31 protein-coding genes and 2 pseudogenes are annotated in these 26,006 nt (G+C 65.1%); 21 read left to right on the top strand and 12 right to left on the bottom strand.

Features of this window, described 5'->3' with window-relative positions:
• Nucleotides 1-99: 99 nt before the first annotated feature.
• The 3 genes from C493_RS13970 to C493_RS13980 form a co-directional block, all read right to left on the bottom strand.
• Nucleotides 100-687 carry a hypothetical protein gene (locus C493_RS13970; protein WP_007260104.1) on the bottom strand — a complete coding sequence of 196 codons (588 nt, stop codon included), beginning with the start codon at nt 685-687 and terminating at the stop codon, nt 100-102.
• A 293-nt stretch (nt 688-980) separates the two neighbouring features.
• Nucleotides 981-1,763, bottom strand: a complete 783-nt coding sequence (locus C493_RS13975; protein WP_007260105.1) for a PHP domain-containing protein — start codon at nt 1,761-1,763, stop codon at nt 981-983.
• An 84-nt stretch (nt 1,764-1,847) separates the two neighbouring features.
• Complete coding sequence (locus C493_RS13980; RefSeq protein WP_161606904.1) at nt 1,848-2,315, bottom strand: response regulator; 468 nt, start codon at nt 2,313-2,315, stop codon at nt 1,848-1,850.
• Nucleotides 2,316-2,637: 322 nt separating this feature from the next.
• On the opposite strand from C493_RS13980, the gene C493_RS13985 reads away from it, so the two are divergent.
• Entirely contained in the window at nt 2,638-4,329 is a 1,692-nt protein-coding gene (locus C493_RS13985; protein ID WP_007260107.1) for a bacterio-opsin activator domain-containing protein, read from the top strand.
• Between the two features lie 53 nt (nt 4,330-4,382).
• On the opposite strand, the gene C493_RS13990 is transcribed toward C493_RS13985, so the two are convergent.
• The gene (locus C493_RS13990) at nt 4,383-5,840 is read right to left on the bottom strand and encodes an ATP-binding protein (RefSeq protein WP_007260108.1); all 1,458 of its coding nucleotides are present in this window, start codon (nt 5,838-5,840) and stop codon (nt 4,383-4,385) included.
• Nucleotides 5,841-6,010: 170 nt separating this feature from the next.
• Between C493_RS13990 and C493_RS13995 the strand changes: the two genes are divergently transcribed.
• Together C493_RS13995 and C493_RS14000 are read left to right on the top strand one after the other, a co-directional pair.
• Nucleotides 6,011-6,379: a universal stress protein gene (locus C493_RS13995; protein ID WP_007260109.1), complete on the top strand. Its 369-nt coding sequence runs from the start codon at nt 6,011-6,013 to the stop codon at nt 6,377-6,379.
• Between the two features lie 2 nt (nt 6,380-6,381).
• Nucleotides 6,382-6,945, top strand: a complete 564-nt coding sequence (locus C493_RS14000; protein WP_007260110.1) for a GNAT family N-acetyltransferase — start codon at nt 6,382-6,384, stop codon at nt 6,943-6,945.
• A gap of 79 nt (nt 6,946-7,024) precedes the next feature.
• On the opposite strand, the gene C493_RS14005 is transcribed toward C493_RS14000, so the two are convergent.
• The gene (locus C493_RS14005) at nt 7,025-7,492 is read right to left on the bottom strand and encodes a universal stress protein (protein WP_007260111.1); all 468 of its coding nucleotides are present in this window, start codon (nt 7,490-7,492) and stop codon (nt 7,025-7,027) included.
• A gap of 169 nt (nt 7,493-7,661) precedes the next feature.
• Between C493_RS14005 and C493_RS14010 the strand changes: the two genes are divergently transcribed.
• Nucleotides 7,662-8,135, top strand: coding sequence for a universal stress protein (locus C493_RS14010; RefSeq protein WP_007260112.1), 474 nt, complete (start codon nt 7,662-7,664; stop codon nt 8,133-8,135).
• A 106-nt stretch (nt 8,136-8,241) separates the two neighbouring features.
• Complete coding sequence (locus tag C493_RS14015) at nt 8,242-9,489, top strand: DHH family phosphoesterase (RefSeq protein ID WP_007260113.1); 1,248 nt, start codon at nt 8,242-8,244, stop codon at nt 9,487-9,489.
• Nucleotides 9,490-9,528: 39 nt separating this feature from the next.
• On the opposite strand, the gene C493_RS14020 is transcribed toward C493_RS14015, so the two are convergent.
• Nucleotides 9,529-10,524, bottom strand: a complete 996-nt coding sequence (locus C493_RS14020; RefSeq protein WP_007260114.1) for a DUF5787 family protein — start codon at nt 10,522-10,524, stop codon at nt 9,529-9,531.
• 128 nt (nt 10,525-10,652) lie between these two features.
• Between C493_RS14020 and C493_RS14025 the strand changes: the two genes are divergently transcribed.
• From C493_RS14025 to C493_RS14040, 4 genes are all read left to right on the top strand, one after another.
• Nucleotides 10,653-11,042, top strand: coding sequence for an ArsR/SmtB family transcription factor (locus C493_RS14025; protein ID WP_007260115.1), 390 nt, complete (start codon nt 10,653-10,655; stop codon nt 11,040-11,042).
• Nucleotides 11,043-11,146: 104 nt separating this feature from the next.
• Nucleotides 11,147-11,602, top strand: a complete 456-nt coding sequence (locus C493_RS14030) for a RidA family protein (RefSeq protein ID WP_007260116.1) — start codon at nt 11,147-11,149, stop codon at nt 11,600-11,602.
• 87 nt (nt 11,603-11,689) lie between these two features.
• Entirely contained in the window at nt 11,690-12,871 is a 1,182-nt protein-coding gene (arsB, locus tag C493_RS14035) for an ACR3 family arsenite efflux transporter (protein ID WP_007260117.1), read from the top strand.
• Nucleotide 12,872: 1 nt separating this feature from the next.
• The gene (locus C493_RS14040) at nt 12,873-13,784 is read left to right on the top strand and encodes a universal stress protein (RefSeq protein WP_007260118.1); all 912 of its coding nucleotides are present in this window, start codon (nt 12,873-12,875) and stop codon (nt 13,782-13,784) included.
• Between the two features lie 19 nt (nt 13,785-13,803).
• Here the strand turns inward: C493_RS14040 and C493_RS14045 are convergent, their stop codons facing one another.
• Nucleotides 13,804-14,220, bottom strand: a complete 417-nt coding sequence (locus C493_RS14045) for an arsenate-mycothiol transferase ArsC (protein ID WP_007260119.1) — start codon at nt 14,218-14,220, stop codon at nt 13,804-13,806.
• A 267-nt stretch (nt 14,221-14,487) separates the two neighbouring features.
• Between C493_RS14045 and C493_RS14050 the strand changes: the two genes are divergently transcribed.
• Nucleotides 14,488-14,970, top strand: a complete 483-nt coding sequence (locus C493_RS14050; RefSeq protein ID WP_007260120.1) for a low molecular weight phosphatase family protein — start codon at nt 14,488-14,490, stop codon at nt 14,968-14,970.
• Between the two features lie 71 nt (nt 14,971-15,041).
• Here C493_RS14050 and C493_RS14055 read toward each other — a convergent pair.
• Nucleotides 15,042-15,920: pseudogene (locus C493_RS14055) on the bottom strand (PhoU domain-containing protein); the annotation flags it as partial.
• Here C493_RS14055 and C493_RS14060 point away from each other — a divergent pair.
• From C493_RS14060 to C493_RS14100, 9 genes and pseudogenes are all read left to right on the top strand, one after another.
• A pseudogene (locus C493_RS14060) lies at nt 15,858-16,265 on the top strand (phosphate ABC transporter ATP-binding protein); the annotation flags it as partial. The pseudogenes C493_RS14055 and C493_RS14060 overlap by 63 nt on opposite strands.
• Before the next feature lie 2 nt (nt 16,266-16,267).
• A complete protein-coding gene (gene phoU, locus C493_RS14065) occupies nt 16,268-16,945 on the top strand; it encodes a phosphate signaling complex protein PhoU (protein ID WP_007260123.1) in 678 nt (225 codons plus the stop codon).
• A 412-nt stretch (nt 16,946-17,357) separates the two neighbouring features.
• Nucleotides 17,358-17,807, top strand: coding sequence for a hypothetical protein (locus tag C493_RS14070; protein WP_049889384.1), 450 nt, complete (start codon nt 17,358-17,360; stop codon nt 17,805-17,807).
• A gap of 75 nt (nt 17,808-17,882) precedes the next feature.
• Nucleotides 17,883-19,115, top strand: coding sequence for a translation initiation factor IF-2 subunit gamma (locus C493_RS14075; RefSeq protein WP_007260125.1), 1,233 nt, complete (start codon nt 17,883-17,885; stop codon nt 19,113-19,115).
• A gap of 27 nt (nt 19,116-19,142) precedes the next feature.
• Nucleotides 19,143-19,586 (top strand): PIN domain-containing protein, encoded by a 444-nt coding sequence (locus C493_RS14080; RefSeq protein WP_007260126.1) that lies wholly within the window; start codon nt 19,143-19,145, stop codon nt 19,584-19,586.
• A gap of 1 nt (nt 19,587) precedes the next feature.
• Nucleotides 19,588-20,163, top strand: coding sequence for a DNA-directed RNA polymerase (locus tag C493_RS14085; protein WP_007260127.1), 576 nt, complete (start codon nt 19,588-19,590; stop codon nt 20,161-20,163).
• A 2-nt stretch (nt 20,164-20,165) separates the two neighbouring features.
• Nucleotides 20,166-20,363 (top strand): transcription elongation factor subunit Spt4, encoded by a 198-nt coding sequence (gene spt4 / locus C493_RS14090; RefSeq protein ID WP_007260128.1) that lies wholly within the window; start codon nt 20,166-20,168, stop codon nt 20,361-20,363.
• Between the two features lie 11 nt (nt 20,364-20,374).
• Nucleotides 20,375-20,983 (top strand): GTP-dependent dephospho-CoA kinase family protein, encoded by a 609-nt coding sequence (locus tag C493_RS14095; RefSeq protein WP_007260129.1) that lies wholly within the window; start codon nt 20,375-20,377, stop codon nt 20,981-20,983.
• A 100-nt stretch (nt 20,984-21,083) separates the two neighbouring features.
• A complete protein-coding gene (locus C493_RS14100) occupies nt 21,084-21,479 on the top strand; it encodes a hypothetical protein (RefSeq protein WP_007260130.1) in 396 nt (131 codons plus the stop codon).
• A gap of 27 nt (nt 21,480-21,506) precedes the next feature.
• On the opposite strand, the gene C493_RS14105 is transcribed toward C493_RS14100, so the two are convergent.
• From C493_RS14105 to C493_RS14120, 4 genes are all read right to left on the bottom strand, one after another.
• Nucleotides 21,507-22,502, bottom strand: coding sequence for a fumarylacetoacetate hydrolase family protein (locus tag C493_RS14105; protein WP_007260131.1), 996 nt, complete (start codon nt 22,500-22,502; stop codon nt 21,507-21,509).
• Nucleotides 22,499-23,359, bottom strand: coding sequence for a cyclase family protein (locus tag C493_RS14110; protein ID WP_049889374.1), 861 nt, complete (start codon nt 23,357-23,359; stop codon nt 22,499-22,501). Before C493_RS14110 ends, C493_RS14105 begins: the two co-directional genes overlap by 4 nt.
• 105 nt (nt 23,360-23,464) lie before the next feature.
• Nucleotides 23,465-24,160 (bottom strand): hypothetical protein, encoded by a 696-nt coding sequence (locus tag C493_RS14115; protein ID WP_007260133.1) that lies wholly within the window; start codon nt 24,158-24,160, stop codon nt 23,465-23,467.
• Between the two features lie 90 nt (nt 24,161-24,250).
• Nucleotides 24,251-24,679: a DUF5807 family protein gene (locus C493_RS14120; RefSeq protein ID WP_049889375.1), complete on the bottom strand. Its 429-nt coding sequence runs from the start codon at nt 24,677-24,679 to the stop codon at nt 24,251-24,253.
• A 652-nt stretch (nt 24,680-25,331) separates the two neighbouring features.
• Between C493_RS14120 and C493_RS14125 the strand changes: the two genes are divergently transcribed.
• Together C493_RS14125 and C493_RS14130 are read left to right on the top strand one after the other, a co-directional pair.
• Nucleotides 25,332-25,580 carry an AbrB/MazE/SpoVT family DNA-binding domain-containing protein gene (locus C493_RS14125; protein ID WP_007260135.1) on the top strand — a complete coding sequence of 83 codons (249 nt, stop codon included), beginning with the start codon at nt 25,332-25,334 and terminating at the stop codon, nt 25,578-25,580.
• Nucleotides 25,580-26,005 (top strand): type II toxin-antitoxin system VapC family toxin, encoded by a 426-nt coding sequence (locus tag C493_RS14130; RefSeq protein WP_049889376.1) that lies wholly within the window; start codon nt 25,580-25,582, stop codon nt 26,003-26,005. Before C493_RS14125 ends, C493_RS14130 begins: the two co-directional genes overlap by 1 nt.
• Nucleotide 26,006 lies beyond the last annotated feature (1 nt).

Genomic DNA, 26,006 nt, shown 5'->3' on the forward strand with positions numbered 1-26,006 from the left:
AGACACGCCCGAACGCTACGCGTCCTCGCCGGCGTCTGTGGGAGACACGCCCGAACTCTACGCGTCCTCGCCGGCGTCTGTGGGAGACACGCCCGAACTCTACGCGTCTTCGCCGGCGTTCGAGGCGTCCGGCGTCGACGGCTCGCGGAAGCGCGACCGCGGCAGCGCCAGTCGCTGGGACCGCGTTTCTCGAGCCAGAATTGCCAGCAACGCGGCGGCAACCCCACTCGAGAGGGCGCTCAGTCCGGCCAGCGACAGGAGATCCATCGGGCCGGGCCCGGCGCTGTCTCCGCCGCCGGTCGCGCCGATGAACACGCCGGCGGCGAAAAGCAGCGCGATCGCGCCGATCAAACACCCGACGCCGACGACGAGTGCGTCGCCGCGGGTCGCGACCCGCCGACCCTCGACGAATCCGAGGATGCTCCCGACCACCGGGGCGGCGACGGCAGCACCCAGGAGGTACACCAGCGGCGTGTACCCCTCGACGATGAGCGCTTCCGTCCCCTCCTGTTCCGGGAGGATCGACGCTTCGATCCAGATCCAGCTCAGGTAGCTGGTCAGACCGAGGACGAGGCCGACGACCAGCATCGAGGTCGCGACTCGGCCGAGAACGCGAAGCGAGTGCGGCGACAGCGATCGCGATAGCGCGGGCTCGAGTTGAGCTCGCTGTGAGTCACTCTCAGACATACACCGCTATTTTCATGAATAGCATTATTAATGTATCGGAAATTGGCCAGTTCAATCGCGGGAGACGGCCGACACAGTCCGCGTCGTCGACGAATCCGCCAAAATCGAAAACCGGCTGCCGGCGTCGGGATTCGCGTCGCTGATTGTACGATTACTGGACCACTCGGTCGCGTCGTTTCCGGTTCGCCGCGTGCTCGCTTCGAACCGCGCCGTCCGGGACGGGGGAGGGGGAGGCCACTCGCCACTCCGCGGCGTCGTTCGCACCAGCCACTCCACTCACGCCAGCCGACGCGTCAGGTCAGCCCGGGCGGCCGCACCGTCTCGAGGCCGCGCTCGTCGAGGTAGTCCGCGAGAAAGTCGGCTCGCTCGCCGATCTCTCCGGGGCGATGCGAGTCGCTGCCGACGGTGACGGAGACGTCGTACTCACGGAGCACCTCGAGGAACGTTTCGGAGGGGTGGACGATCGCCATATCGACGGTTGCACGGCCCGCGTTGACCTCCGGAACCGTTCGCGAGTCCGCGAGCGCCCGCGCGACGCGCTCGTACTGATCGGTTGTCGCCCGGCCGCGAAGCTGTGGCGTTCGCTCGATCAGATCGAGGTGGGCCGCCACGTCGAACAACTCCGAACCGACAAGCGAGACGAGGTTCTCGAAATAGCCGTCGACGACGGCCTCGAGTTCGGCGTCCGACAGGCCCGTGAAGTTGCTCCGCGCCTGCACGTTCAGCCCGTCGACGGCGTGGACGCTCCCGATCGAGTAGTCGAAGTCGGCCGTCTCGAGGAAGTCTTCGATCTCGCGCTCGTCGCGGGGGTCGTAGTCCATCTCGACGCCGTCGTAGATACTGAGCGAAACGTCTTCGCGCTCGCGCTGGGCTTCGATCGCCCGGCGGCGGCGCTCGTAGGTCAGATCCAGATTGAAGCCGTAGACCGACCGCATCGTCGTCGGCCGCTCGCGGGACGACACCGCACAGTGGTCGGTGAGCCCGATTCCCTCGAGGCCGGCCGCGTCGGCGGCGTCGACCATCCCTTTGAGAAAGCCCCCGTCGGAGTAGTTGGTGTGGGCGTGGAAATCCTCCATTGCTATCTATCGACGACGCCGAACGGATAGTTGGGTGTTTCGCTCGTTTTCGCTCGCTTCTGGCGGACGCGCCGGCGAGTCGCGTCAGTGACGACGGCGTCGCGTCGGCAACTGTGCCTGCTCGAGCCAGAACGCCTGGATCGTCTCGACGACCGCGACGAACTCCTCGTCTGTCTCCGGTTTCGGCAGGTACGCGTTGGCGGTGGCCTGATAGAGCCGTGCGACGTCCTCGTCGGTCGAGGTGTTCGCGAGGACGATCACGGGAAGGTGGCCGAACACCGGTTCCGAGCGGATCGCCTCGAGTAAGTCGTCGCCATCGTCGGGGTCGTCGAGGTCGAGGAGGACGAGATCCGGCCCCGACTGGGGCTCGTCGGTCGCGTGTTCGCGCAGATAGTCCAGTCCGTCGTCGCTTCCGATAACCGCCCGACAGGTGATCTCGACATCGGCCGCGTCGAACGCAGTCTTCGTTCGGCGAACCTCGTCTTCAGTATCGGCGATCAACAGGACCATGCCGGAGTCCGACGAGCGCCGGTTCGGCGACGGAACTGTCACGGCGACACCCCGCCGGTTCGGCGTCGGTTCGCGTCGCGATCGGCACGTGGTCGAACGTGGCCGACGCCGATCCCATCGGGGCAAGCGGTACCGCATCCAGTCGGTCGCTGCGGGGAAGCTGTCATTGTAGTACGTGTGGTCGAACGATAGTATACAGAGCGATGCCGTGCTCTCTTACCTTCGTCGAGGGAATTGACGGCATAAAGTAGCATACCTAATGACTATGTACTGATCTGGTGTGCAGTGACGTTCAGTGGCTACTACAGCCGCTCGTGCGACAGGCTTACTGAACCGGACGCGATAGGAATAGTGTTACCCGCGCATGACCTCGCCAGTTCCCTCGGACTCGAACGATGATTCGTCCCCGCCCCCCACGCAGTCGGGTACGGGTACCGACTCGGGGTTCATCGCGGCGGCGTTCGATGCGCTACCAACCCAGATCGCAATTCTCGAGCCGAGCGGCGAGATCGTCTACACCAACGAGGCCTGGCGACGCTTCGGCGAGGAAAACGACATCACCGAACCGGCCGATACGGTCGGCGTCAACTATCTCGCCGTCTGCGAGGGGAGCGACGGCGAAAACGCCGCCAACGCCGCAGCGGGAATCAACGCGGTTATCGACGGACGACAGGAGCAATTCAGCTTCGAGTATCCGTGTCATGGTCCCGACGCGGAGCGATGGTTTACGATGCGGGCGATTCCATTCGCGTACGACGGGACGTCCTACGTCCTCGTCTTGCACCTGAACATCACCGACCGACGGCGCTCCGAGCGCCGCGTCGCCGAGCAGAACGCTCAACTCGAGACCTACAACCGGGTCAACACGAGCGTTCGCGACGTGATCGACGCGCTGCTGGCCGGTGAGACCCGCGAGGAGATTACGGCGGCGGCCTGTGCCGAACTCGCCGACTCGGCACTGTTCGACGCCGCGTACGTCCTCGAGCGCGTCCCCGACGAGCGCGGGATCACGGTGGAGACGGCAGCCGGCCTCTCTGACGGGTCGGCCGAACGGGTCGCGTCGTTGACGGCGGCGGCGCTACTCGAAAGCGAACTCGAGACCGTCCTCGACGGCGGCGAGTGGTACGTCGCCGACGAGCCCCAGACGACCGATTCGCTTCCGGAATCGATCGTGAGCGTCGCCGAGCGAGAGGGGTACGAGTCGCTGCTCGTCGTTCCGATCCGCCACCGACGAACCGTCTACGGGGCACTCGTGGTGAACGCGACGGAGCCGAACGCGTTTGCCGACCGCGAACCGGCGGCGTTCGACGTTCTCGGTGACGCGATCGGCTACGCGTTCAACGCCATCGAGAACCGACTGATCCTCCACGCTGACGCGGTAACCGAGCTGACGTTCGAGGCGCCGGCCGCGGCGTCGCTGTTTGCGGAGCTGTCTGCAACGCTTTCGTGTGCGATCGCACTCGAAGGCGTCGTTCCGGCCGAAAACGGCGCGCTTCGGTGTTACGTAACCGTCAGCGGAACGAGCGCCGGAACGGTCGTCGACGCACTCGCCGGCGCCGACGACGTCGACGCCGTCCGCGTCGTCAGTGACCGCACGGACGATTTTCTGCTCGAGTGTACGCTTCGCGGGGGGTCCCCACTCCGTCCGATCGTCGAGTACGGCGCAAGCGTCGAGCGAGCGCACGCCGAGGCGGGAACGCTCCGGCTGACGGCGGTCGTCGCCGCGGGGACGTCGGTCCGGGACGTCGTCGAAACGGTCCGCGGGACCCATCCGGACGTGCGCCTCGTCTCGAAACGCCGGGCCGAACGGCCGCTTCGCTCGGTTCGCGGCTTCCGCGGCGAACTCGACGAACGGCTCACCGACCGACAGCGCGACGTTCTCGAGAGCGCCTACTACGCCGGCTACTTCACCCAGCCCAGGGAGAGTTCCGGCACCGAGATCGCGCCCGGACTCGACATTTCCGGGCCGACGTTCCACCAGCACCTGCAGGCGGGCCTCGAGAAGTTGACACGGCTGGCGATCGATTCGGACGACCGCCGGGAACCGGAGCGATAGGACGAGTCGACGCTCGAGTTCGGCAGCAAACGTTTCGCTGTCGCGGCTGGCGATCAGTGATCGTGATCGTGGTCGTGGTCGTGATCGTGGTCGTGGTCGTGATCGTGATCGTGATCGTGGTCGTGCGAATGCCCACCGTCGCTCGCCTTTCCGAGATCCCCGCCGGCGACGAGGGCGTCGTGGTCGCCGCCCATCATGTCCATGTTTTTGAGGGTGTCGCGCTCTTCGAACTCTTCGACGGCGTTTAAGAGGTCGTTCTGGGTCAGCGTCGTTCGGTCCTCGGTTAGCGCCTCGAGGACGGCTTCCCGGAGCACCATCCGAAGGTCGCTGCCGGTCAGCCCTTCGGTGGCCTCGGCGATGAGTTGCGGATCGAACTCGTCGATGTCCATCTGGCGGGTGATCACCCGGAGGATATCCGCCCGCATGTCGTAGTCGGGCTTGGGGAAGTTGATGATCTCGTCGAACCGCCGCCAGGCGGCGTCGTCTAACTGATCGGGGTGGTTGGTCGCGCCGATCAGGAGCACGTCGTCTTCGATCAGCGAGATGTTGTCGATGCTCTTGAGCAGGGTGTTGACCGCGCGCTTGAGCGCGGCGTGTTCGTCGCTGCTGCGCGTTTTGGCGACGAAGTCGAACTCGTCGATAAAGAGGATACACGGCGAGAGCCGCTTTGCGACCTCGAAGGTTTTGTCGACGTTTTTCGCCGTCTCGCCCAGGTACTGGCTCGTGATCATCGAGAGTTTGACCTCGACGAACGGGAGGTCCATATCCTGAGCCAGCGCCTGTGCCGTCGACGTCTTCCCGGTGCCCGGCGGGCCGACGAACAGCAACTTACCGATCTCGCGCAGGCCGATGTTCGAGAGGTAATCGCGGTGTTCGATCGCCTTCGCGATCTTGTCGAGTTCGTTCTCCTGGTCCTGCGTGAGAACGAGTTCGTCGAGCGAGGTTTCGACCTCCTCGGGCGCGCGGACCTCGACGAGATCGAGCATCTCCTCGTCTTCCTCCTCGTCGAAGTACTGATCGAGCAGTCCGTCGATCCAGACGCGGTCGGCCTGAATCGGTCGGTTCTGCTCGCGAGCCTCCTCGTGGGTGACGTCGAAGCGGTCGCCGAACTCCTCGTGGCGCGTGAAGTGTTTCGCCAGCGTGGGGTTCTCGCGCAGTCGATCGTCGTCGACGCGCTCGGCGTACCACTTCTCGGCCATCTCCTCCTGTGCGAGGGTGATCGTGCCCGAGAACTCGTCTCGCTCGGTGAACATCAGCTCCGAGATAGCGTCCCAGGGCTGGGCGACCTCCGTCGCCTCGCGGGCCGTCGAGGTCGTTACCGAGAGCGGCCGACTGATTCCGGCGGGTTTTCGCCCGCTCGCGCCGTCCTCGTCGTCCCCGTCGTCGACGCCGCCGGTCCAGTAGACTCGGCGGAACGACGGCGGAAGGTCGTTCTCGTCCAGCGATCGATCGTCCGAATACACGCTCGCCGTGAGCAGGAACTCCACGACATCGAGCGCCGCATCACTCATTCGGTCAACGTATTCGCCACACGCTCTTAACCCCGTCGTCATCCGCAAGGTCTGCGACAATCAATCATGACAGATAGCCACATACGTCGAGCCGGAAAACGGCTCTCGAGACGGAATCGTATCTCAAATGTGGCACAATCGTTTTCGTGCATCGGTACACATGCATGCATATGAACGTCTTAGTGGGTCTCGTCGGAAGCGACGAATCGATCAAAACGCTCCGACAGACGGTCGACCGAACGAACGAGGTCGGTGACGACCTCACCGTCGCCGTCGTCGAAAAGCCCGAGTCGAAGCGCTCGCAAGCCGAAATGGTCGACGAAGCCGAAGCGTTGCTCTCGGAGGCCGAACTCGAGGCCGAAATCGTCCGGCTCGAGGGCGATCCCGGCAGCGCGCTGGTCGACTACACCGAACAGGGCGAGTTCGATCAGCTGGTAATCGGCGGCGGCACCCTCTCACCGATGGGGAAAATCCAGCTCGGCCCGATCACCGAGTTCGTCCTCTTGAACGCCCCGACGACCGTCAAACTGGTGCGATAACGATGGCTGGAACGCGACCGTACCCGGACGATCCGGCCGGCCCGTTTCCCGCCCCGCCGACGAGCTTCGAGGATCGAGACGGCCGCACGATCGAGATTCAGGCGTCCGACGACTTCGAGACGACCCTCGAAGACGTCGTCGAGATGTACGTCGAGTTCGATCCGACCGACCGGGCTCAGGGGATCCCGCCGACCGGCGAGCAGCGCATCCGCAACTGGCTCGAGACGATCGCAACCCACAGCATCAACGTCGTCGCCTCCCACGACGGAGCCGTCATCGGACACGCGATGCTCGTCCCCGACACGAGCGATCCCGACGCGATCGACGACCGCGCCGACGTCGAGTGGGAGCTGGCGATCTTCGTCCTCCAGGAGTACCAGCGCGCCGGCATCGGCACGCAACTGCTCGAGCACCTGCTGGGCCACGCGAGCGAGATCGGCATCGAGCGAGTGTGGCTCACCGTCGAGCGCTGGAACAATCCGGCGATTGCCCTCTACGAGCGCGTCGGCTTCGAAGCCACCGGTACCGAGAGCTTCGAACAGGAGATGGCAATACGGCTCGGCTGATCGACGGGGCCGCTGTTCTCACTCGAGTACGCGTCTCCGTGTTCGTCCTCGCGCTCCGAGGGGAGGGAACCGCTTTCACCTACACCGAGAGGACGGGCTGGCTCGCGTAGGAGAGGACGTACTCGGCGGCCTGCTCTAAGACTTCGGGCGCGGGCGTATCGGTCCCCGGACCGGGCTCTCTGGGTAACACGATGTAGTCGGCGTCGATGGCGTCGGCGGTATCGAGCACGACGTTGCCCGGATGACGGGTCTTTCGCGTCGGCGAGAAGCCGTCGTCGACGGACGTGACGAGGGGGACCTCGGCGTCGTCTGCGATCAGCTGGATGTCGTCGAAAAAGCCTTGGGTGTCCGCGGCGACGGCGTCCTCGTCGACGGTCCCGGCGTTCATTTCCTGTACGACGCCCCGTCCGAGCACGAACAGGGCGTGGACTTCGGCGTCGTAGCGATCGGCGACCGCGACGGCGTACTCGACGGCGGTGGCGGACTCCTCGCTTCCGTCGACCGGAGCGAGCACCGTCTCGACGGTAACCGGCTCACTGGCGTCCATACCCCGTGGTGTGTGCCGCGTCGCAAAAAAGCCACCCCCACGGCCTGCAGCGGCCGGGTGAGATCACCACGGTGCCGTCAACTCGTTGTCACGGCCGTCTCCGCGACGAGACGAGACGAGCCGTCGACCGTCGCCGGTATTTATGACGGCTCGGTCGAAAGTACAGCGCATGTTCGATACGGTCGTAGTCGCCACCGACGGCTCCGAGAGCGTCAAACGGGCCGTCGACGTCGCGCTCGATCTCGCCGACCGCTTCGACGCCGAGGTCCACGCCCTCTCGGTCGTCGACGCCAGCGAGGTCGACGCCTCACCCCAGCAACTCCGAGACGAACTGCGGACCGCCCTCGAGACGACCGCCGACGCCGCGCTCGCCACCGTCGAGGAACGCGCGGACGGCGCCGACGTTATCACCGCCGTCCGCGAGGGTCGACCGGCCGTCGAACTCTGCGAGTACGCTCGCGAGGTCGACGCCGATCTGATCGCGACCGGAACGCGAGGACGCCACGGCGAGAATCGGCTCCTGCTCGGCAGCGTCGCCGAGCGCGTCGTCCGCACGTCGCCGGTGCCGGTGTTGACGGTCAGACAACTCGAACCGGCGGCCGCTACCGACGACGACGGAGCGCCGGCGAACGCCGGGAACTGAGACGGAGCGTCGTTCGCCCGAACCGAAGATCGACCGCTCGAGAGGGGGCGAAGACCGAACACCGAAGACCGGCGGTTACTTCCGCCGGCGTGCCGGAGTGGCGTACATGTACGACGAACTGATCGACAGCGGCGACCTCCCCATCGCCCGCAAGTCGATCCTGCCGGGCACCGGATTCTTCCTCCCCGACACCCTCGAGGACGACCTCGAGGACGAACAGACCGAAGCCGCCCTCGAGGGGGCCGAGGTCGCCGTCATCGCCGATCCCGACGCCGACGGCCTTGCCTGCGTCGCCCTGATTCGCGAGGCCTACGGCGACGTGCAGAACGTTCCGGAACCGGAGCGCGACGACGAGCGCGACGACGCGTCGGCCGCGGACGCCGTCGACGACGCCGACGAACCGATCGCCGGCCTCGCCGACGAGAGCGAGGCCCCGCTCGCCGACCCCGAGCCGACGCCCCACGAGGTCGCGCTCGTCCCGGCCAGCCCCCACGACGTCGAGGACGCGCTGGCCCGCGTCGCCGAGTACGGCGACGACGGGATCGACCTCTACGTCTGCGACCTCGCGCCGGACCGCTACGAGTACGTCGACGAGGAACTCGACGCCGCCCTCGAGACCGCCGCTAGCGTCTCGTGGTACGACCACCACCAGTGGGACGACGAGGTCGCCGCGGCCGTCCGCGAGGCCGGCGCCGACCTCGAAATCGGCGACTCCGACGAGGAGTGTTCCGCCGACGTCGTCTACCGCTCGCTCGAGTACGACTTCGACGAGCGCTACGAGGAGCTGGCGGCCGTCACCCGCGATCACGACCTCTGGCTGCGAGAGGACCCCCGCAGCGACGATCTGGCGGATTACTCCTACTGGACCGACCCCGCGGAGTACGTCGAAGTAGTCCGCGAGTACGGCGCGGACCTTCCCGACTGGGTCCAGGAGTTCATCGCCGAGCGTCGCGAGGAGAAGGAGGCGCTAATCGATCGCGCGCTCGCCCGCGCGGAGTTCCGCGAGATCGGCGGCTACACGGTCGGTATCACCTACGGCCGCTGTTCGCAAAACGAGGTCGCCGAGTCGATGCGCGAGGACGGCGCCGACGCGTCAGTGATCGTCAAGCCCGCCGGCTCGGCGTCGATCCGCGGCACCGACGCCTTCGACCGCTGCCACGAGGTCGCCGGAAAGGTAAACGGCGGCGGCCACCCCAAGGCCGCGGGCTGCAAACCGGACATCTACGACGACATGCTCGACTACGCGAACCACTGGACCTCCCGCGGCGCGGTGACGAAGCAGGTGATTCTGGACGCCTTCCGGGACGTCGTCGCGGACGAAGCGGACGAACCGACGGACGAGTCCGACGAATAACCCCCTCGAGCCACCGGCGACCGATGGTTTGCGATCGACTCAACCGAACCGATCCAGTCCCGACTGTCGCCGCCGTTTCCCGTCCGGCTTCGCGACCCACGGCGTACGACGGTCTCGTTCGCCCTCGAGATCGACGTCCGCTTCGCCGTCCGGACGCTCCTCGTAGCCGCCACACGCCGGTCCGCACTCGGCGCCGGCGTCGATGACGCGCCCGTTCCACGCGCAGTAGGGAAGCGTCGCACCCATCGCGTCCGCGTCCGTCGCTCGGCAGGCGCCGCAGTCGGGAAACGCGTACGTCCGCCAGCCCTTGCCGTAGGCCCGTTCGGCGAGCCGGCGTCGTCGTCGCCGCTTGGCGTCGGCGTCCACGACGGCGATATCGGTACGGCCGGCGTGGGACTCGAGTGGTTCGACGCCGGGTTCGTCGACGGCCAGCGGCGTCGGTTCGCGGACGATCTCGACCTCGAACTCGAGAGCGGAGCCGGAGTCACGGTGGACGCGCCAGACGCCGACTTCGTCCGGAATCCGATTCAGGTGCGCCCGCGTCACGTAGCTCTCGGTCGCGAGGATCGCCTCGTCGACGACGCCCAGGCTGACGTCCGTCCGCAGCTGCGCTTCGAGGTCGCCCGGCCGGCCGAGATCCGGCTTGTTCTCGATGCCGACGATGCGGCCGAACCAGTCGGGGTAGCGAGCGACCTGCCGGACGTACTCGCGTCCCTTGCGGTGTTCGCGCTCGAAGAAGCCGATCTCGCAGGCTCGTTCCGTCGCCGATCGCGCCCGCTCGGGGTGGCAGTCGAAGGCGTCCTTCCAGTAGCGCGCCCGGCCGGTTCCCACGTCGGCCTCGATGGCCGCGTCGGGGATCACCGCGCTCGTGATCGCCGCGCGCTCGTCGAACTCGGGGCCCGGCTCGACGGCGACGATATCGAGGATCCGGCCGCCGGGATCGGCGACGCTGGCCCCGAGCTGGCGGGCGAGCAGGTCGTCGCCGCGGGACTCGAGGTGAGCGCACAACTCGAGTTCGAACGCGAATTCCGACACGGGCGAAGCGAGGGACCGACTCGAGAAAAGGTCGTCGTCCGTCGCTGCGGCGATATCGAGTCGTCGGGAGTCGACCGGGTTCGCAGCCGACAGAATCCTTATTTGAATGGCTGTACAATCGAACTACAATGGCCCAACCGAACGCGCGACTCCGCCGGTATCTCGAGGACGAACTCGACGAGTGTCGGAACGAAGACCTGCAGGAACGGCTCGACGAACTCGACGAACTCGGTGCGGTGTTCGACGAGGAGGCCGTGGCGAGCGACGTACGGGCGCTGTCGGCGCTCGGGAACGAGACGCGGTACAGACTCGTCAGGCTGTTAGTTGAAGCCGACAGCGAACTCTGCGTCTGTGAGATTACGCCGCTCGTCGACGTCAGCGACAGCGCCGTCAGCCACGCGCTCTCGACGCTCGCGGATGCGGGTCTCGTGACCAAACGCAAGGACGGCCGGTGGCGAAAGTATCGGGCAACGACCCGTGCGAGCGCGCTCTGTACCGTTCTCGACGGCTCGCGGTGAGCCCGAACTCGAGACCCCACGACTCTCGCGTCCGGTTTCGGTAGCGGTACTGCGCGCTCGATCCGAGGGACGGACTTATGTATGAGGAGTCGTTCAATTGAACTATGGTTCAATCAGGCGCAGAGCGTGACGACGGAGCGACGGAAGCCGGCGAGACCGAGTCGATCTCACCACCCCGCGCCAGCACCGCGAGCAAGCGGCAACGAGAGGGGACGGGAACCGTCGGCGCGTTCGGCAAGCGAACGGGCAGCTCCGATCTCGTCTTTCTCGAGGGAATCCTCCCCGAAACCGACGATCGTGTATTGAGCGATCTCTCAACCGAGCAGCAAACGACGGTGTGTCTCGACAGGCTCGAGTCGATCCTCTCGTCGCGAGCCGTCCCCCTCGAGAACGTGATGAAAGTCGAGGTCCAGTTGACCGATATCGACGACCGGGCGGCCGTCGACGGCGTGTACCGGACCCGATTCGACGGTGCGTATCCACCGCGAACGACCGTCGGCGTCTGCGCGTTGCCCGGCGGGGCCGCCGTCCAACTCGATGTCGTCGCTGTAGACGAGTAACGGAGGCCCAGATGACGGAACACTCACTCGAAGATCGTCGACTCGAGCGTTCGACGAACGGTTTTCTCCCGGCGATGGTGACGTGCGATGAGTAACCGCGAGCACGACCACGGTTCCGACTGTGCGTGTCCGGACTGCGGCGATCCGCGGTCGATGGACTTTCTCGATAAGTACCTGACCGTCTGGATCTTCCTCGCGATGGGGGTAGGTGTCGGCCTGGGGTACGTCGCTCCGGGAGTCGTCGACCCGATTCAGGAGTACTATCTCGTCGAGATCGGCCTCATCGCGATGATGTACCCGCCGCTGGCGAAGGTCAACTACGGGCAACTGCCGCGGGTGTTCAGCGCCTGGCGCGTGCTCAGTCTGAGCCTGATCCAGAACTGGCTGATCGGGCCGACGCTGATGTTCGCGCTCGCGGTGGTCTTCTTCAGTGGCCTCGTGCCGCCGTTTCCGGCACACCCCGAGTACTTCCTCGGACTGATCTTCATCGGGATGGCCCGGTGTATCGCGATGGTGCTCGTCTGGAACGACCTCGCCGACGGCTCCTCCGAGTACGCCGCCGGACTCGTCGCGTTCAACAGCGTCTTCCAGATCGTTACCTACGGCGTGTACGTCTGGTTCTTCGCGCTGTTCCTGCCGCCGTTGCTGGGTATGGACGCACTGGTTGCCGGCATCGGCACGTTCGACATCACGATCGAACAGGTGTTCTGGGCGATCGCGATCTTCCTCGGGATTCCGTTCGCGGGCGGCATCCTCACCCGCTTCGGCGGCGTTCGAGCGAAGGGAGAAGCGTGGTACGAAGAGCGGTTCGTCCCGACGATCAGCCCAGTGACGCTGCTCGCGTTGCTGTTCACCGTGGTCGTGATGTTCGCCACGCAGGGCGACGCTATCATCGCTCAACCGACCGACGTACTCTGGATCGCCGTCCCGCTGACGATCTACTTCGTCGTCATGTTCCTCGTGAGCTTCGCGATGGGACGCGGGATCGGGGCCGACTACTCGACGACCACGGCGATCGGTTTCACCGCCGCCTCGAACAACTTCGAACTCGCCATCGCCGTCGCCGTCGCCGTCTTCGGCGTCGGCTCCGGCGTCGCGTTCGCGACCGTCGTCGGTCCGCTCATCGAGGTGCCCGTCCTGCTCGCGCTGGTCAACGTGGCGGTCTACTTCCAGCGCCGGTTCGACTGGGGCGGCTACGAGACCGGCCGACTCGAGAGTACGAAGCCAGCGAACAACGACGTGGCGCCCTCGAAAACGGACGACGATTGAGATGACTATCGACACACTCCTGATTCCGACTGACGGCAGCAATCCGGCCGAAAGCGCGGCCCGACGCGGGTTCGTGCTCGCAGCACAGTGTGACGCGTCGGTCCGCGTCCTCTCCGTAGCGGACAGCAGCGTCGCGACCGGCGCAGGATACGCAGGCGATTCCCCATCGATCCGCAACCGTCTTCGAGAACGGGCGACCAATCGGGCAACGTCCCTCCGCGACGAGGCCACCGAACGCGGACTCGAGGCCACCGCCGCGACCCGTGAGGGAATTCCCGCCAAGGAGATCGTCGCGTACGCGAACGAACACGACATCGATACCATCGCGATCGGTACGTCCGGGCGGGGCGGTGTCGCTCGCGCAGTGATCGGCAGCGTCGCTGACAAAGTCGTCCGGACCGCACCGGTTCCCGTCCTGACGATCACGCCCGACGCGGCCGCCGGCGACGGTGAACCGACCGTCGACTCGATCCTCCTCCCGACCGACGGCAGCGACACCGCGATGACGGCAGCTCGTCGGGGACTCGAGTTCGCGACCGATCTCCAGGCGACCGTCCACCTCCTCTCAGTGACCGATCACGGCCGTGACGGCGTTCTCTCGACGCTCTCGGGCGACGATCGCGAGGGATCGGACGACCGCAGGGAGGCGGTAGCCGACGCCGTCGAGGCGCTGACGGCCGAGGCGCGCTCCCACGGTCTCGAGACCGTGGCCGAAGTTAGAGACGGCGACCCGGCCACTGAAATCGTCGATTACGCCGAATCGGCGACAGTCGACCTGATCGCGATGGGCACCGCCGGTCGCGGCGGATTCGAACGGTACCTCCTCGGAAGCGTGACGGACAAAGTCGTAAGAACGGCGTCGATCCCGGTGATGACGACACGAGCGAACGAACCAGGGGCCGACGGGGAGTAGCTCATCCGACGGGGATCGACTACCGCCCCGACTCGAGTTCGTCGAACAGGTCGCGCACTCGAGTCTCGATCTCGTCGCGGATCTCGCGGACCGTCTCGCGGCCCGTTCCGTGCGGATCCTCGAGGCCCCAGTCGCGGTTCTCGCCGCTCCAGGTCGCCGGGCAGACCCCCTCGGCTGAACAGCCCATCGTCACCACGTAGTCACAGTCCCGAAGCTCCTCGGGAGTGATCTCTCGAGGCGTCCGCTCGCTGAGATCGATCTCACGCTCAGCCATGACATCGATGACTTCCTCGTGGACGCGCTCGGCCGGTTGCGTCCCGCCGGTTACGACAGTGATCTCGCCCTCGAGAGTCCGGTTCACGCGCTCGCGCTCGGCGAAGGCGGCGGCCATCTGACTTCTCCCGGCGTTCTGGACGCAGACGAACGCGACGTTCATGGTACGAGGGAGGGATGCTCGGTCCAAACGCATTTCGGTAGGACTCGAGTCGTTTTTCCGCCTGTCCTGAGAGAGCCGCTCGACAGGTTGCTTGGATAGATCACGGTACGTACTGCTACAGCTCGGCATATAGGACTCATATAAACGGTATTTTCGGATCGGCGTAAACGCCCCGTCAGATGATACAAAACAACCGTAGATCGGATCGACCGGAACGATCGGAGCCGATTACGGGCGACCTGCTCGCAGGGGCTCGAGGTGGCGGCGATGACTGAGACCGACGACGCCGTCCACGTGGGCTTCGTCTGCGTCCAGAACGCCGGCCGCAGCCAGATGGCGACCGCCTTTGCCGAACGTGAACGCGACCGTCGCGGCTGGGACGATCGGCTCGAGATCCATACCGGCGGCACCCACCCCGCCGACGAGGTCCATCCGGTCGTCGCCGACGCAATGGACGAGGAAGGGATCGACCTCTCGGGTCGAACGCCCCGGGAGATCCCCGACGATGAACTGGCCCGCTGCGACGTCGTCGCGACGATGGGCTGTTCGACGCTCGAGCTCGAGGCCGACGGCGTCGACGTCCGCGACTGGGCCCTCGACGACCCCCACGGCGAGGATCTCGAGCGCGTTTGCGAGATTCGGTCGACGGTCGAGGACCGCGTGCGGGCGCTGTTCGACGAACTCGAGTCGCAAGGTGTGGCCGACGAACCGTCGCTCGAGACCGGCCGAACGGGAAGCGACGACGCGTGACCGTCGGCGCAAATCGGTGACATACGCGGCGTGAACGCCCGAATCGCACCCACTGTTTTCCGATGTTCCGATCACTTCGGTTCGGGTGCCGCCTTCTGTAACGCCGTCTCCGCGATGTTCCCGCCGTAATCGGCGCTCCGGGACAGCGAGTCGAGAACCAGCCCGAGCGACTGGGCCTGGACGGACTCGAGGTCGCGAAGCATATCGTCGATCGTCCGCGTGTGTTCGTCGATCTCCCGGACGGCGGCGAGCGCGTCGTGGCTGAGATCGGTCGCCTCGTCGCTGTCGTCCGCGAAGAGCGCATCCATCGCTTTTTCGAGAACGGCCGATGCGTCGCCGTGAAGTTCGACGAGGGCGTCGGCGACCGCTTCGGGAATCGCCTCGAGATTACGCGCGAGTTGGGCGATCTTGACGGCGTGATCGGCGACGCGCTCGAGTTGCCGGGCGCTGGAGTGAAAGTCGAAGCAGTCCTCGCGGGAGACGCTGACCCCTTCGACGGCTTGCGGCGAGCAAAGCGTCGCACGGAAGATCCGCGAGACGACCAGAAAGAGCCGATCGACGTCGTCGTCGCGGTCGACGACGTTCGCCGCGACGGCGTCGTCGTCCTCGATAAGCGCGGTGACGGCGTCCTCGAGCATCGAGGTAGCGATCAGTCGCATGCGCGTGATCGCGTTGACGATCGAGAGCTCGGCGGAGTCGAGCAGGTCCTGGACGACGACGTGATCGTCGCTTTCCTCGACAACCTCGACGCCGACGAGCCCCTGGACGGCGCTGCGGATCGCCCGCCGCTGGTCCGTCGAGATGGCGTTCGCCTCGAGGTGGATGACGTCGAAGCCGCTGACGTACATCGTCATGACCGCGCGGACGAGCTGTTCGTCCGCGAGCGCGGCGATCTCGACGAGGCAGTAGAGCGAGCGCTGCGCGGTGCGGCGCTGTGGGACGAGGTGGAGGACAAACTACACTCCTCGGGACTGGATCTTTCGGGCGGGCAGCAACAGCGACTCTGTATCGCGCGATCCATCGCTCCCGACCCGGAAGTCATCTTGATGGACGAACCGGCGTCGGCGCTCGACCCCATCGCCACGTCGAAGATCGAGGATCTCATCGCCGACCTCGCACAGGACTATACGGTCGTCATCGTCACCCACAACATGCAGCAGGCGGCCCGCATCTCCGACAAAACCGCCGTCTTCCTCACCGGGGGCGAACTCGTCGAGTTCGGCGACACGAACGAGATCTTCCAGAACCCAGAAGACGACCGCGTCGAGGACTACATCACCGGTAAATTCGGCTAACCATGGCACGAAACGAGTACCAACAGCAACTCGAGACACTTCGCGAGGACGTCCTCGAACTGGGCGAACTCGTCTGCCAGCGGCTCCGAAAGGCTCTCGAGGCGCTCGAGTCGAAAGACGACGACCTCGCCGAGGCGATCGTCGCTGGCGACGACGAGGTAAACGAGTTGTACCTCGAACTCGAGGGACAGTGTATTGACCTGCTCGCGCTCCAACAACCCGTCGCCGGCGACCTGCGATTTATCGCCTCGTCGTTCAAGATCACGACCGACCTCGAGCGGATCGGGGATCTCGCGGTGAACCTGGGAAAGTACACCCTCGAGGCCGAACGGGACCGGTACCCCGACGTCGACGTCGTGTATATCGGCGAGCGGACGCTCGAGATGATCGAAACGGCGATCGAGGCCTACGCCGAGGACGACGCCGAAACGTCCTACGACGTGGCGGCAACTGACGACGAGATCGACGCCCTCTGTGCGAATGCCAGCGAGATCGTCGCCCGGGATTTGCTCGAGGTCGACACGGCCGGGGCCGTTCAGGTGGACGACGATGCCCTCCTCGAGGACGTCCGACGGACGTTGCTGACGATCCGCGACTTAGAGCGCGTCGGCGACCACGCGGTCAACGTCGCTGCGCGAACGTTGTACATGGTCGAGACCGACGACGCGCTGATCTACTGAGACGGACTACTGTACCACTATCGGCGTGCCAGCTCGATACTGCCTTTTTCGGGCGATCGGTCGACGGCCGGCCACGGTGCAACCGCCGATCGCGCGAGCGACTGCGTCCGTCATCCGAGGGACGGCCGCGATTTCGCGACCGACGGTGTGCTGACTGCTGTCCGGCAGTCTCACCAGCTACCGAAAGCGTCGGATCAGCAAACTGCTCCTCGAGTGGCTGCCGACCGAGACGAGCCGATAGCTCACCGGACGGTCCCGTGATCGCACCGTCTTTCCCATGGGTCCGCTGTAACGAGACCCGGTATCGCTGCTTACGTCGTGGCGGTGGTCGATCGCTCGGTCAGTGTGTGGCGATAGTTCGATCGTCGAATTTCGGCGAAGCATTATCGTCGGCGTCTCCGTACGATCGAACATGGTCAACCGCCGGACGTTCGTCGGTGCAGTCTGTACGACGGCTGTTCTCGCCGGCTGTCTCGGAGACGATACCGACGATGGAGACGACGGGGAGACGGACGACGAAACGGGAGCCGACAGTGAGGACGAAACCGACCTCGAGGAACGAATCGATGAGTACGACCCCGTCGATCGAACGGGAGAGTCGTCGGTCCACATCCAGGTCGCACCGGACGGCGAACCACGGTTCGATCCGGATCCCGTGATGGTCGACAGCATGGCGGAGATCAGGTGGACTGGCGACGCTGACTACGAAATCTACCCCATCGATATTCCGGACGGCTGTCAGTGGTCGGGCGTCGAAGGCGGTGCAGACCACGAGTGGGAGTTCCCGTTCGAAGGAGCGTACGAACTCGGCTGTCGGCTCCCGGACGGCACGGAGTTTACCGGCATGATGTTCGTCGTGTGACGCCAGAGCCGGTCCCAGAACAGTAGGTTTATCAAGCGCACGGCGGAACCACTACCTAAGATTACTCATCGTCTTATGGTAGGAAATCGACAACCGGAGGTGAACATCGGGCTCGTCGGCCACGTCGACCACGGCAAGACGACGCTGGTGCAAGCGTTGAGCGGCTCGTGGACGGACCAACACAGCGAGGAGATGAAACGCGGAATCTCCATTCGGCTTGGATACGCGGACGCCACGTTCCGTCACTGCGAGGGACTCGAGGAACCCAAATGTTACACCGTCGAAGAGGAGTGTCCGGACGGCTCGGAAAGCGAGCCGCTTCGGACCGTGTCGTTCGTCGACGCGCCGGGTCACGAGACCCTAATGGCGACAATGCTCTCGGGCGCCTCGCTGATGGACGGAGCGGTGCTGGTCGTCAGCGCCAACGAGCCCGTCCCCCAGCCCCAGACCGAAGAGCACCTGATGGCGCTCGACATCATCGGCATCGACAACATCGTCATCGCCCAGAACAAGGTCGACCTCGTCAGCACCGACCAGGCTCGACAGAACTACGAGGAGATCCAGGAGTTCGTCGAGGGGACCGTCGCCGAAGGCGCGCCCGTCGTTCCGGTTTCGGCCGGCCAGGAGGTCAACCTCGACCTGCTGATCCAGGCGATCGAGGAGGAGATCCCGACCCCCGAACGCGACCCCGACACCGACGCGCGACTCCACGTCGCCCGCAGTTTCGACATCAACAAGCCGGGTACCACCGCCGACTCGCTGGCTGGCGGCGTCCTCGGCGGCAGCCTGGTCGAGGGCCAACTCGAGGTCGGTGACGAAATCGAGATCCGTCCCGGCCGCGAGATCGAGGAGGGCGGCCAGACCGAGTACGTCCCGATCGAGACGTCGGTACGCTCGCTGCAGGCCGGCGGCGAGACCGTCGACACCGTCACGCCGGGCGGCCTGCTCGGCGTCGGTACCGGACTCGACCCGTCGCTGACGAAAGGCGACGCGCTCGCCGGCCGACTCGCCGGTCCGATCGGCTCGCTTCCGCCGACCTGGCAGTCCTTTACGATGGACGTCGATCTGCTCGACCGCGTCGTCGGCGCTGAAAGCGGCGAGACGGTCGACGAGATCAGCACGGGCGAGCCGCTGATGATGACCGTCGGCACGGCGACGACCGTCGGCGCCGTCACCAGCGCCCGCGAGGGCGAGTGCGAGGTCAACCTCAAACGCCCCGTCGCCGCCGAACCCGGCGCGAAGATCGCGATCAACCGCCGGATCGGCGCGCGCTGGCGGCTGATCGGACTGGGAACGCTGAAGGACTAAGACGATCGACGAGGACGAGACACACGAATGTCTACCCCGACGCGGGTCGCCCTCGATACGAGCGCGCTCATGATGCCGGTCGAACTCGACGTGCGGCTGTTCGACGAACTCGACCGGCTGCTGGGCGGTGTGCCACGCACGCCGGGCTCAGCGAGCGGCGATCAGCCGCGAGCCGATGCGCTCGAGCCGACGGCCCCACAGGCCGTCATCGAGGAGCTTCGCCGCCTCTCCGAGAAAGGCGGCACCGAGGGAACCGCCGCGAACGTGGGCCACGATCTGGCGACCGAGCGCTGTCTCGTCGTCGACACCGAGGCATCGTACGCCGACGACGCGCTGGTCGAACTCGCCCGCGAAGGGACCGTCGACTACGTCGTCACGAACGACCGCCCGCTGCGCGACCGAGTGCTCGAAACGAGTACACCGGTAATTGCATTACGCGGGAGAAACAAGTTAGCGATCACTCAACCATAGAATGTACAAACGGGTCAGACTGAAAGACACAGTCGAAGTACCGCCGGAGGAACTCGGCGACGTCTCGCCGGACCTCGTGAAGAAACTGCTCCAGGACAAACTCGAGGGGCGCATGGACGAGGAGGTCGGCAGCGTCGTCTCCGTCACCAACGTCGAGGACATCGGCGAGGGGACGGTCCTGCCGAACCGACCGGGCGTCTACTACGAGGCCGAGTTCGACGCCGTCACCTTCGATCCGCAGATGCAGGAGGTCGTCGACGGCACCGTCGTCGAAGTCGTCGAGTTCGGCGCCTTCGTCGGCATCGGTCCCGTCGACGGGTTGCTCCACGTCTCGCAGATCTCCGACGAGTATCTCGCCTTCGACGGCGAGAACCAGCAACTCGCCTCGAACGAGTCCAACCGCACGCTCGGCGTCGACGACGCCGTCCGCGCCCGTATCGTCACCAAGAGCATCGACGAGCGCAACCCGCGGGACTCGAAGATCGGCCTCACCGCCAAACAGCCCGGCCTGGGCAAACACGGCTGGCTCGAGGAAGACCACGAGAAGCGGGAAGCGACCACGGCAGAGGGTGAGTAACGATGGCATCGGATCGACTCGTCTGTCGGGAGTGCCACCGGGTCAACGACCCCGATGCCGACACCTGCGACGCCTGTAACTCCTCGTCGCTGACCGAGGACTGGGCCGGCTACGTCGTCATCGCCCACCCCGAAGACAGCGAAATCGCAACCGAGATGCAGGTCACCGAACCCGGCGCGTACGCGCTGAAGGTTCGCTAACGTCCGCACACGTGACTCGAGACGATCACACTGCGGACGACGACGCCGAGGCCGACGCCGAGGTCGACGTCGAGAGCGGTGCCGAGCAGCTACTGGTCCTTCCCGAGGACCTTCGCCACGAACTCAAGGACCCGATGGGTCCAATCGAGACCGACGCCGACGTTCTTCTGGAGGCCGTCGACGGACCGCTGATCGCCGTCGGCGACGTCGTCACCTACCACTTCCTCGAGGCCGGGCGCCCGCCGGACCTCGCGGTCGTCGACGAGCGGACCAAGCGATCCGCCGTCGACGACGACGTTCGCGAGACCGTTACCGAGTCGACTCACCTCGAGGCGGTCAACCCGCCCGCGGAGCTCTCGACCGAGATGATCGACGCCTTGCTCGAGGGACTCGAGCGCGAGGAGCCGACGACGATCCTGGTCGAGGGCGAGGAGGACCTCGTCGCGCTGCCGGCGATCGTCGCCGCGCCCGAGGGGGCGAGCGTCGTCTACGGCCAGCCCGACGAGGGGATGGTCCACGTGAAAGTTACCGACGAGCACCGACGGGACATGCGGGACCTGCTCGATCGGTTCGAGGGCGACGTCGACCGGTTCTGGGAACTGGTCGACGCCGAACGCTGAACGCCGTCCTGTTTGTCGCCTCATACGTACGCGTCAGTTCTGTGCGAGTGCACACGCGACCGTCCCCAGAGCTATCCGCTCGCCCGTGTTCTGTTCGAGCATGCCACACCTGCAGTTCGAGACGACCGTTTCCCTCGAGAGCGCCGAGAAGCGCGCGTTCAGCGACGAGATCGCCGATCTGTACGCCGAGCACATGGAGACCGGAACCGACCACGTCGCGGTCACGGTTCGGACGCGTACGGACGGCGGCTTCTATCTGGGCCGTCTCGAGGCCGGCGACGACGCGGTGATGCTCAACGCGGACATCCGCGAGGGGCGGCCGTTCGACCAGCGGCGGGCGTTCGTCCGGGCCGCGTTCGAGACGGCCTGTGACCGCTGGGACGTTCCGATCGAGAACATGTACGGCGTCCTCACCGAGCACGGCGGCGAGCACTTCCACGAGTACGATCGGGTCCTCTCCTCGTGGGGCGATCACGAGACGGAGGAAGGTGTCTGAACGTCAGATGGAACTGCTCGAGAACCGCTACTCGACGACCGTGTGCTCGAGCACGCCGATCCCTTCGATCTCGAGTTCGACCGTCGAGCCGTCCTCGAGCCACTGCCCTAACTCGAGTCCGCAGCCGCCGCCGACGGTCCCGCTGCCGATGACGTCGCCCGGGTGGAGCGTCTCGGACTGGGAAACGTGTTCGATGATCTCGGGGAAGGAGTGGTACATCTCGTCGACGGTGCCCTCCGACCAGACCTCGCCGTCGACGCGGGCGGTCATGGGCGCCTCGAGGACGTCGATATCCTCGGCGGGCACGAAGTAGGGGCCGAGCCCGTTGGCGAAATCTTTCCCTTTCGCGGGGCCGAGACGGCCCTCCATCTCTTTACCCTGGATGTCGCGGGCGCTGAAGTCGTTGAAGACGGTGTAGCCGACGACGTATTTCTCGGCCTCGTCGGCGGGGATGTCGCGTCCTCGTTTACCGATCACCGCGGCGATCTCGAGTTCGTAGTCCATGATACTCGAGTAGTCGGGCCACCGGATCGTCTCGCCGGGCGCGACGACGCTGTCGGCGTTGCCCTTGTAGTAGACCGGCAGCTCGTACCAGACGTCGTCGATCTCGCCGTCCATGCTGTTTTGTACGTGCTCCTCGATGGCCATGAAATCGCGCAACGAGTTCGGACGCGGGAGGGGTGCGAGCAGATCGTACTCGCCGGGCTCGTACCGGAGTTTCGCCCCGCCGGGTCCGCGCTCGGCGTCCGTCTCGGCGGCGTATTCGAGGGCCTCTCGCGCGTCTGCGATGGCTCGATCGCCGCGCTCGAGGAAGGCGATCATCTCAGGCGGGACGTGGGCGCGGGCGAGGTCGGCCGGCGCGGGTTCGCCCTCCGCCTCGAGGGCAGCGCCGTATGCCGCGGTGAGGTCGACGAGGGTGGCCTCTCCGGCCGGTGTGGTCTCGGCTTCGGTGGCTTCGGCGACGGCTCCGATTCGTTCGACCGGGCCGACAGGCGTCTGGATTTCGAAGGTAGCGAGTTTCACGCGTCGTCACCCCAAATTTCGTCGCTCGCGCCGTCCACAGCGTCGTCCGCAGCGCCGTCCTCGACGAACGCGACCGGCCGTACCCAGCCACCGCTTCCGTCTTCGATCGAGATCGGGACGGCGACGATCGGCACGTCGGTTTTCCGCGGGAGCGCGTCGAGGTTGGCCATCTTCTCGATCTGGCAGTACTCGACCTCGCGACCCGCGAAGTGAGCCGGCCACAGCTCGTCCTCGTCGCCGGACTCGACGTAGCGCTCGCCCATCGCGGTAAAGGGTTTGTCGAAGCCGTAGGCGTCCGTTCCGATCACTTTGACGCCCTGTTCGACGAGGAATTTCGTCCCCTCGGCGCTCATCCCCGGGAACTGGGTGAGATACTCGGGCGTCCCCCACAGCTCGTCGGCGCCCGTCTGAATCAGGACGATCTCGCCCGGCGAGAGCTCGTGATCCAGTTCGTCGAGGGTGTCCTCGAGGTCCGCCACGGAAATCTCCTCGCCGGGTTCCTTCGATCGGAAATCGAGGACGACCGCATTTCCTCGACACCACTCGAGGGGAACCTCGTCGATCGTCTTCGCGGGCTCGTCGTCGACCTCGGGGCCGTAGTGCCAGGGCGCGTCCATGTGCGTTCCCGCGTGGGGGATCACTTCGAGGTCCTCCCAGGCGAGGCCCATCCCGTCGGGGAAGTCGCTCGCCTCGACATCGTGGCCGAGTTCGCGGAGGTTCTCGGCGAGGCGCTCGGCGCCGGCCTCGTGGCCGAAGTGGTCGATCGACGGCGGCATCGGCTCGCTCGGCGGGCCGTCCTCGAGGCCGATGCTCAGGTCGATCAGCGTCGCATCGTCGAATGGCACCAATCCACTCATAGTACCGACGACTGCGGGAAGTCATTTCAAACTGACTACGGGCGACGAAAGTGCCGGCTCTCGTGTCGAGCGTATCCCGAAACGGTCGCGGACGACTCGAGTCCGTCAGTCTTGCGAGGCGAGATACCGCAAGACGAGCTGGAGAATGTGGACGAAGACGCCGGCGACGGCGATGTAGACGCCGATGGTCTGCAGCGCCACGGAGGCGTCGCGGTGGTCTCGGACCTGCCAGATCTCGTACCCGAGCCGGAAGACGAACCCGAGGAAGATCAGGACGAACGCGACCGGCAGGACGACGGGGACGAACGTCCCGACCAGCAGCGCGACGAGGCCGCCGATGAATCCGATTCCGGCGTACGTCCCCCAGTTCTCGAACGTCTTCGAGCGAGCGTAGATGTAGCCCGCGACGAGCGCGGTTAGCAGCGCCGTGATGACCGCGGTGATTCCGAGCAGCGTCAGATGGGTCTCCGGCGGCGCGAATCGAAGCACGCCCGCACCGAAGATCCCGAACGCGAGCTGTAAGACGACCATGCCGACGAAGGCGATCCCCATGTCGCCGCCGGTGACGCCCCGCTCGGCGATCAGTTCGCCGCCCATGATCGCCGCCCCGTAGGCGACGGCGCCGAGGATCGGATACGTAAACAGATAGGCGTTAATTTCCTGCAGCGGCGTCATCGCGACGGCGTACATCACCGCCACGTTGATCGCCATCAGCAGGCTCGCGCCGCCGATCACCTGCACCTCGCGACTCGAGAGACCGAACCCGCGGCTGGTCTCGTGTGGTGTTTCGAAGGAACTCACTGAGCGCTAGTAGCGCGTCCGATCGCAAAAGCGTAGTGCCAACGGCAGAATCGGCGGCCCGCAGTCGTCTCGTCCGTCAGGTTCGATCGCTCACTGTTCGCGGGCGTTCCACTTGTCGGAGTACGCCGCCCCACAGGTACACTTCGCGTAGGCGTGGATCACGTCGCCGTCGGCGTAGAGGCCGCCGATATCCTCGTTTTGCTCCTCCGCGAAGGCGAAGACGAACTGGACCTCGTGGTCGTCGGACCCGTCGTCCTCCGGACAGTTCCCGCCGGCGAGATCGTCGTCGACGTCGCCCTCGAGTTCCATCGCGGTTTTGGCGAACTGCATCGCTTCGGTACCGGTCGCGGCTTCGAACGCGCCGCGGCCGCGCTCGCCGCCGACGACGATCACGACGCCGTCCTCGACGCGTTCGCCGAACTGTTTGAATCGGTCGTCGGAGACGTACGAATCGGCCAGAAACAGCGCCACGTCCTCGGGCCGATCGCCAGCCATAAATTCCGCGCGTACATCGGTCATACCTCGTGTTCGTTGCTCGAGGTGGAAAAAGGGCGCGTCATCGGGTTGGGGGGACGATTCGAATGACTCCGCTCGCTGTCGATCTTTGCCGACCAGTTGGTTCAGACGGTTACATATGGTACTCTCACAGTCAATGGGTATTGATTCCGAAGTGATGACGGTGACATCGGAAGAACAGATCACGTCCTCGAGTCGACTCTGCGAGCAGTTCGGGATCGAAGCCGGCACAGAAGTGATGGTCGCACCGACCGATAACGGCCTCGTCGTGAAGAAGGCCGACTGCTCTTCGGCAGCAGAATTTCGGGGAGCGAGTCGAACAACGCGTCGAAGCGACTGCGCTCTCGAGTGCAGACGTGGATCGACTCGTACACGACACACGGCGCACAGACAAACAAGAGCTGCTCTCGGTACGTACTTCGAGACCGGGCACAGCCAACATGACTTGCAGCGCCTCGCTCGAGGAATGTCTTCCTCGAGTTGCCTTGTGAACCGTGATAGATGGCAGATCGAAACCCCGTGCATCTGTTACGGTTGTCGCTCAGGGTGAGAAACGAGGTATTATCGGTAATTGAATAAGCAACCTACGTTACAGCGGCCGAGCGTTCAAATTAGGGGCCAAATTATTTTGCTCGCGAGTGCGTATCGTTCGATGATGACACAGAGTGTCGAGGATGAAACGACGATCAACGATAGCTACTCGGTCACAGTACCGGCAGCAGTCCGACGAGCGGCCGATATCGAGTCCGGTGACAAGCTTCGCTGGCAGGTCGACGACGACGGAGCGCTTTCAGTAGAAATCGTCAAGCAACGATATGGTGCGTTCTCGGAACTCCAACCGGTAGATATCGATGAGGAAACGAATGCGGCCGACGATCACGATCTTATCGCTGGTGATCCGTAGTGGCTCGTGTCGTGGTGGACGCAAACGTACTCATCGCTGCACGACTATCGCGTGACCAGAACCACGAGCGAGCCCGTGCCATTTCACAGGCGTTCGATCAGAACGACCTCCCGACCGCATACGTGCTGAGCGACGTTCTCACAGAAGTCATCAATTATCTGCAAGCGAGGAGCACACACGACGTTGCGATCCGAACGCTTGATGCACTCATCGAAAGCAGTGGCTTCGAAATCGTTCAAACTCCAAAAAGTGATTACGATGCTGGGCGATCGCTGTTTCGGCGATACGAATCGCTCTCACTGACGGATGCGATCATCGTTGCTGCGATGCAGCGACTCGAACTGGAGCCTCTCTACTCGTTCGATGACGGCTTCGATGCTGTCGACGACATCACTCGGCTGACGACTGCAGACGATCCGTTCTAGC

The sequence above is a fragment of the Natronolimnohabitans innermongolicus JCM 12255 genome (assembly GCF_000337215.1).
Taxonomy (GTDB): domain Archaea; phylum Halobacteriota; class Halobacteria; order Halobacteriales; family Natrialbaceae; genus Natronolimnohabitans; species Natronolimnohabitans innermongolicus.

Coding starts and splice junctions, on each gene's coding strand:
- C493_RS13975 (WP_007260105.1), bottom strand. CDS start 1,763: ATGGAGGATTTCCACGCCCACACCAACTACTCCGACGGGGGCTTTCTC.
- C493_RS14075 (WP_007260125.1), top strand. CDS start 17,883: ATGGTAGGAAATCGACAACCGGAGGTGAACATCGGGCTCGTCGGCCAC.
- C493_RS14125 (WP_007260135.1), top strand. CDS start 25,332: ATGACACAGAGTGTCGAGGATGAAACGACGATCAACGATAGCTACTCG.
- C493_RS14030 (WP_007260116.1), top strand. CDS start 11,147: ATGGTTCAATCAGGCGCAGAGCGTGACGACGGAGCGACGGAAGCCGGC.
- C493_RS14080 (WP_007260126.1), top strand. CDS start 19,143: ATGTCTACCCCGACGCGGGTCGCCCTCGATACGAGCGCGCTCATGATG.
- C493_RS13970 (WP_007260104.1), bottom strand. CDS start 687: ATGTCTGAGAGTGACTCACAGCGAGCTCAACTCGAGCCCGCGCTATCG.
- C493_RS14015 (WP_007260113.1), top strand. CDS start 8,242: ATGTACGACGAACTGATCGACAGCGGCGACCTCCCCATCGCCCGCAAG.
- C493_RS13995 (WP_007260109.1), top strand. CDS start 6,011: ATGAACGTCTTAGTGGGTCTCGTCGGAAGCGACGAATCGATCAAAACG.
- C493_RS14045 (WP_007260119.1), bottom strand. CDS start 14,220: ATGAACGTCGCGTTCGTCTGCGTCCAGAACGCCGGGAGAAGTCAGATG.
- C493_RS14010 (WP_007260112.1), top strand. CDS start 7,662: ATGTTCGATACGGTCGTAGTCGCCACCGACGGCTCCGAGAGCGTCAAA.
- C493_RS14050 (WP_007260120.1), top strand. CDS start 14,488: ATGACTGAGACCGACGACGCCGTCCACGTGGGCTTCGTCTGCGTCCAG.
- arsB (WP_007260117.1), top strand. CDS start 11,690: ATGAGTAACCGCGAGCACGACCACGGTTCCGACTGTGCGTGTCCGGAC.
- C493_RS14120 (WP_049889375.1), bottom strand. CDS start 24,679: ATGACCGATGTACGCGCGGAATTTATGGCTGGCGATCGGCCCGAGGAC.
- C493_RS14110 (WP_049889374.1), bottom strand. CDS start 23,359: ATGAGTGGATTGGTGCCATTCGACGATGCGACGCTGATCGACCTGAGC.
- C493_RS14100 (WP_007260130.1), top strand. CDS start 21,084: ATGCCACACCTGCAGTTCGAGACGACCGTTTCCCTCGAGAGCGCCGAG.
- C493_RS14085 (WP_007260127.1), top strand. CDS start 19,588: ATGTACAAACGGGTCAGACTGAAAGACACAGTCGAAGTACCGCCGGAG.
- spt4 (WP_007260128.1), top strand. CDS start 20,166: ATGGCATCGGATCGACTCGTCTGTCGGGAGTGCCACCGGGTCAACGAC.
- C493_RS14070 (WP_049889384.1), top strand. CDS start 17,358: ATGGTCAACCGCCGGACGTTCGTCGGTGCAGTCTGTACGACGGCTGTT.
- C493_RS14000 (WP_007260110.1), top strand. CDS start 6,382: ATGGCTGGAACGCGACCGTACCCGGACGATCCGGCCGGCCCGTTTCCC.
- C493_RS14040 (WP_007260118.1), top strand. CDS start 12,873: ATGACTATCGACACACTCCTGATTCCGACTGACGGCAGCAATCCGGCC.
- phoU (WP_007260123.1), top strand. CDS start 16,268: ATGGCACGAAACGAGTACCAACAGCAACTCGAGACACTTCGCGAGGAC.
- C493_RS13985 (WP_007260107.1), top strand. CDS start 2,638: ATGACCTCGCCAGTTCCCTCGGACTCGAACGATGATTCGTCCCCGCCC.
- C493_RS14025 (WP_007260115.1), top strand. CDS start 10,653: ATGGCCCAACCGAACGCGCGACTCCGCCGGTATCTCGAGGACGAACTC.
- C493_RS13990 (WP_007260108.1), bottom strand. CDS start 5,840: ATGAGTGATGCGGCGCTCGATGTCGTGGAGTTCCTGCTCACGGCGAGC.
- C493_RS14005 (WP_007260111.1), bottom strand. CDS start 7,492: ATGGACGCCAGTGAGCCGGTTACCGTCGAGACGGTGCTCGCTCCGGTC.